The organism is Streptomyces lothianensis (assembly GCF_047779955.1).
In the GTDB taxonomy this organism is placed as follows: domain Bacteria; phylum Actinomycetota; class Actinomycetes; order Streptomycetales; family Streptomycetaceae; genus Streptomyces.
In genome coordinates this window covers 1-5,244 of record NZ_JBLMKT010000094.1, presented here as the reverse complement: position 1 = coordinate 5,244, position 5,244 = coordinate 1, and the positions used below count along the sequence as shown (strand labels likewise).

At 71.6% G+C, this 5,244-nt stretch carries 1 protein-coding gene and 1 pseudogene; both read right to left on the bottom strand.

What is annotated here, in order from left to right; all coding sequences use genetic code 11:
- A partial coding sequence (locus ACLF6P_RS29655; RefSeq protein WP_415954509.1) for a type I polyketide synthase occupies positions 1–1,487 on the bottom strand: 1,487 nt, incomplete at its 3' end.
- Positions 1,488–1,530: 43 nt separating this feature from the next.
- Positions 1,531–5,139 (bottom strand): annotated as a pseudogene (locus tag ACLF6P_RS29650) (SDR family NAD(P)-dependent oxidoreductase); the annotation flags it as partial.
- Between the last annotated feature and the right edge of the window lie 105 nt (positions 5,140–5,244).

The window sequence follows — 5,244 nt, the reverse complement described above, 5'->3', positions numbered from 1 at the left end:
TGCGCCCGCAGCGCGGACTCCGTCCTGCCCGACAACACCCACGGCACCACACCCAACAGCGCCGGAGCCCCCGACACCTGCTCCGAAGCCTCCACCGGCTCCTGCACCGGCGCCTGCTCCAGAATCACGTGCGCATTCGTACCGCTGATGCCGAAGGAGGACACGCCCGCGCGGCGCGGGGCGCCGGTCTCCGGCCAGTCACGGTGTTCGTCGATCAGCTCGACGGCGCCGGCCGCCCAGTCCACGTGGGAGGACGGCTGGTCGATGTGGAGGCTCTTGGGCAGGATGCCGTGGCGCATGGCCAGGACCATCTTCATCACGCCCGCGACGCCGGCGGCGGCCTGGGTGTGACCGATGTTCGACTTGACCGAGCCGAGAAGCAGCGGCCGGTCCTCCGGCCTCTCCTGGCCGTACGTGGCGAGCAGCGCCTGCGCCTCGATCGGGTCACCGAGCTTCGTGCCCGTACCGTGTGCCTCGACGACGTCGACCTGGTCGGCGGAGACCTTGGCGTTGGCGAGGGCGGCGCGGATGACGCGCTGCTGGGACGGACCGTTGGGGGCGGTCAGGCCGTTGGAGGCACCGTCCTGGTTGACCGCCGAGCCGCGCACCACCGCAAGGACCTCGTGGCCGTTGCGGCGGGCGTCGGACAGCTTCTCCAGGAGAATCATGCCGACGCCCTCGGCCATGCCCATGCCGTCGGCGGCGTCCGCGAACGCCTTGCAGCGGCCGTCGCGGGCGAGGCCCTGCTGGCGGCTGAACTCCATGAGGCCGGCCGGGCTGGGCATGACCGAGGCGCCGCCCGCGAGGGCCATGGAGCACTCGCCGTTCCGCAGGGACTGCACGGCGAGGTGCAGGGCGACCAGGGACGACGAGCAGGCCGTGTCGAGGGTGACCGCCGGGCCCTCCAGACCGAGCGTGTACGAGACGCGGCCGGACAGCACGGACGTGACCGTTCCGGTGAGGATGTACCCCTCCGATCCGGCGGATCCGCTGAGGTCGCCGCCGTAACCCTGGCTCGCCGCGCCGACGAACACGCCGGTGGCGCTGCCGGCGACGGTCGTCGGGTCGATGCCGGCGCGCTCCAGCGCCTCCCAGGAGGTCTCCAGGAGCAGGCGCTGCTGCGGGTCCATGGCAAGGGCCTCGCGCGGGTTGATCCCGAAGAAGCCGGGGTCGAACTCGCCCGCGTCGTGCAGGAAGCCGCCTTCGAGGGCGTAGATCTTGCCGGTGGCGGACGGGTCGGGATCGTAGAGGTCCTCGATGTTCCAGCCGCGGTCGGCGGGGAGCCCGGAGATGCCGTCGCCGCCCGAGGAGACCAGGTTCCACAGGTCCTCGGGCGTGCTGACGGCACCGGGCAGACGGCAGCTCATGGAGACGATCGCGATCGGCTCCGCTTCCTGCGACTCGATGTCACGAAGGTGTTGACGAGTCTGTTGCAGCTCGGCAACCACACGGGTCAGGTAATCCCGCAGCTTGTCTTCGTCCGCCATCGAAGGTCGCTCCCGTCGCGTCCGGCTCAGTGAGGAAGCAGGGTCAGGAGAGCCCGAGATCCCTGTCGATCAGATCGAACAGCTCCTCGTTAGTAGCGGACTCGAGTCCTGCCATAGCGTCCGCCTGACCGGTCGGCGACGACGGTGTCGGCGGGGCGTCGAGGCGGCCCATGCTGAGCTTCGACAGCAGTGCCTCGAGCCGCATGACGACCCTGACCCTGCCGATGTCGTCGCTGGTGCGGGCTGCGAGCGCCTCCTCCAGCCGGTCCAGCTCCTCGGCCGGGGGCAGCGCGTCCTCCGTCGCGGCGGGCAGCACCTCGGCCTTGACGTAGGCGGCGAGCGCGACCGGCGTCGGGTGGTCGAACACCATGGTCGCGGACAGACGCAGCCCGGTGGCCGTACCGATGCGGTTGCGGAGTTCGACGGCCGTGAGCGAGTCGAAGCCGAGATCCTGGAAGGGCCGGCGTGCCTCGACGTCCTGGGCGGAGGAGTGCCCGAGGACCGCCGCCGTGTGTTCCCGTACGAGGTCGAGGACCAGCTGGTCCTGCTCCGTGGCGGAGAGGGTCGCGAGCTTCGCGCGCAGGGCGGGCGCGGATCCGGCACCGTCGGAGGCCGAGGCCTCCTGGCGGGCGCCGAGTTCGCGGACCTGCGGGATCTCCGCGATCAGCGGACGGTCGCCGCTCATCGTGAAGACGGGCGCGAACCGCTCCCAGTCCATGTCGGCGAGGACGACCGCCGTGTCCTCGTGGTCGAGGGCCTGCTGGAGGGCGACCATCGCGAGCTCGGGGCGCAGCGCCAGCACACCGTGCCGACTCAGGGGGCCACCGTCGTCTCCTCCCTCGCCCCCTTCTCCCCCGCCGTCGCCTGCCGTGCGGTGTGCGTCGCCCGCGCCGGTGGCCATGCCGCCCTCGGCCCACGGGCCCCAGGCCACGGCGGTGGCCGGGACGCCACGGGCGCGGCTCTGCTGGGCCAGTGCGTCGAGGTAGGCGTTGGCGGCGGCGTACACACCGTGGTCGCCGACGCCCCAGACCCCGGCGACGGACGTGAAGTGGACGACCGCGTCGAGGCGGGACGGGTCGAGGAGTTCGTCGAAGTGGCGGGCGCCGGAGACCTTGCCGTCGGCGACGTACGCCGCCGCCTGCGGCCCGCACTCGGTCAGCGGAGCCAGCAGGCCGACGCCCGCCGCGTGCATGACGGTGCGGACCTCGTCGCCGTCGGCGGCCAGCTTGGCGAGCAGTTCCTCCACGGCGGAACGCTCGGCGATGTCGCAGGCGGCGACGGTCACCCGGCTTCCGGCCGCCTCCAGCTCCGCCTTCAGCTCCAGGGCCCCGGGGGCCGCCTCGCCGCGACGGCTGGTCAGGACGATGTGCTCGGCTCCGTTCGCTGCCAGCCAACGGGACACGTGCCCGCCGATGGCTCCCGTACCGCCGGTCACGACGACCGTTCCACGCGGCCGCCACTGACGGCGCGGTTTCACACCGAGGGCGGAGGCCGGAACGAGGCGCCGGGTGAAGACACCGGCGGCACGGACCGCCACCTGGTCCTCGACACCGTTCTGGCCGTTCTGGCCGTTCTGGCCGTTCTGGCCGCTGCTCGGCGATCCGGTGCCGGCAGCGGCGTCGGTGCGCTGTGCGAGCACCGAGACCATACGGCTCAGGTCGTTCGCGTCGGGCGTCTCGGGCAGGTCGACGAGACCGCCCCAGCGCTTGGCGTGCTCGAGCGCCGCCACTCGGCCGAGACCCCACATCTGGGCCTGCACGGGCCGGGCGGGACCGTCCGTGCCGCTGACGGCGACGGCGGTACGGGTCACCGACCACAGGGGGACGTCGAGTTCGGCCTCGGCCATGGCCTTGATGAGGGCGAGAGCCTCCGTGAGGCCGGTCGGAACGACGTCGTGCTCGGGGTGGGGGCGCTCGTCCATGGCGAGGAGGGAGAGGACGCCGCCGAGACGCATGCCGGATGCGATGGTCCGGATACGGCCGGGAAGGTCCGGCTCGTCGGCGATCCGCAGGAGCTCGACGGACGCGCCATGCCCGTTCAGGGCGGCGGCACAGGACTCGACCAGGCCGTCGTCCGCGCCCTCGGCGGGCACGACCAGCAGCCACGTGCCGCTGAGGGCGGGCACGGTCGTCTCGGTGAGCGGTCGCCACACGACCTTGTAGCGCCAGGAGTCGGCGGCGGACCGCTCGCTCTGCTCCTGGTGCCAGGTGGACAGGACAGGCAGTACGTCACCGAGCGCGGCGACCTTCTCGTCGTCGCCCCCGAGGTCCAGGGTCTCGGAGAGCGCGGTCAGATCCGCCTGGTGGACGGCCTGCCAGAAGGACGCGTCCACGGCGCCGGCGGCACTGCCCGGGTGGGTGGTCCGCTGCTCGTCGGGGTTGTCGAAGGACACCTCGGGCCAGTAGTGGCGGTGTTGGAAGGCGTAGGTGGGGAGGTCGGTGTGCTGGGCGCCGGTTCCTGCGTAGTACGTCGTCCAGTCGACCTGGGTGCCGTGGGTGTGGAGTTCGGCGAGGGCGGTGACGACGGCTTCGGTCTCGGGGCGGTTCTTGCGGAGCGCCGGGACGAACACCGCGTCCGCGTCAGCGGTGGTGGTGTCCTGGGCCATGGCGGACAGGACTCCGCCGGGGCCGAGTTCGAGGTAGGTGGTGACGCCCTGGGTTTCCAGGTGTCCGATGCCGTCGGCGAAACGCACCGCCTCGCGGACGTGCCTCACCCAGTAGTCGGCGGTGAGGAGGTCGTCTCCGGCGAGGGTGCCGGTGAGGTTGGAGACCAGCGGGATCCGCGGGGCGTGGAAGGTCACGTCTTCGAGGACGGTCCGGAACTCGTCGAGCATGGGTTCCATGCGCGGCGAGTGGAACGCGTGGGAGACCTTCAGCTTCTTCGTCTTCTCGAACCGGGACGCGATCTCCTCGACCGCGTTCTCGTCGCCGGAGATCACGACGGAGGCCGGGCCGTTGACCGCGGCGATCGACACACCCTCGGTCAGCAGCGGGAAGACCTCGGCTTCGGTCGCCTGGACAGCGACCATGGCCCCGCCGGTGGGCAGGGCCTGCATCAGCCTGCCCCGCGCGGCGACCAGCACGGCCGCGTCCTCCAGGGACCACACACCCGCCACATGAGCGGCAGCCAACTCACCGATCGAATGCCCGAGGAGATAGTCCGGGGTGATGCCCCAGTGCTCCATCAGCCGGAACAACGCCACCTCGACCGCGAACAACCCAGCCTGCGTGAACACCGTCTGGTCCAGCAGGTCCGACTCCGCGTCGAACACGACGTCCTTGACCGGCCGGTCGAGGTGCTTGTCCAGCTCGGCGCATACGGCGTCGAAGGCATCCGCGAACACCGGGAAAGCCTCATACAGTTCGCGGCCCATCCCGGCCCGCTGCGAACCCTGACCCGAGAACAGGAACGCCGTACCACCGTCCAGAGAAGTGCCCCTGACCAGGCCATTCGCCGTGTCGGCGCCCAGGGCGAGGGAGCTGAGGGCGGCGACGAGTTCGGTGCGGTCGCGGCCTTGGACGACGGCGCGGTGCGGGAGGTCCGCTCGGGTCGTGGCCAGTGAGTAGCCGACGTCGAGGAGGTTCGGCTCGGTGGCAGCGGCGGTGTGGGCACGCAGCCGTTCCGCCTGGGCGCGCAGGGCGCCCTCCGTCATGCCCGAGAGCGGCCAGACCGGCAGGGCGGACGGCCTGCCTGTCGGTTCGTCGGTGGTGGGTTGGTTGGTTTGGTTGGTTTGGGGTGTGGTGGTGGGTGGGGTTTC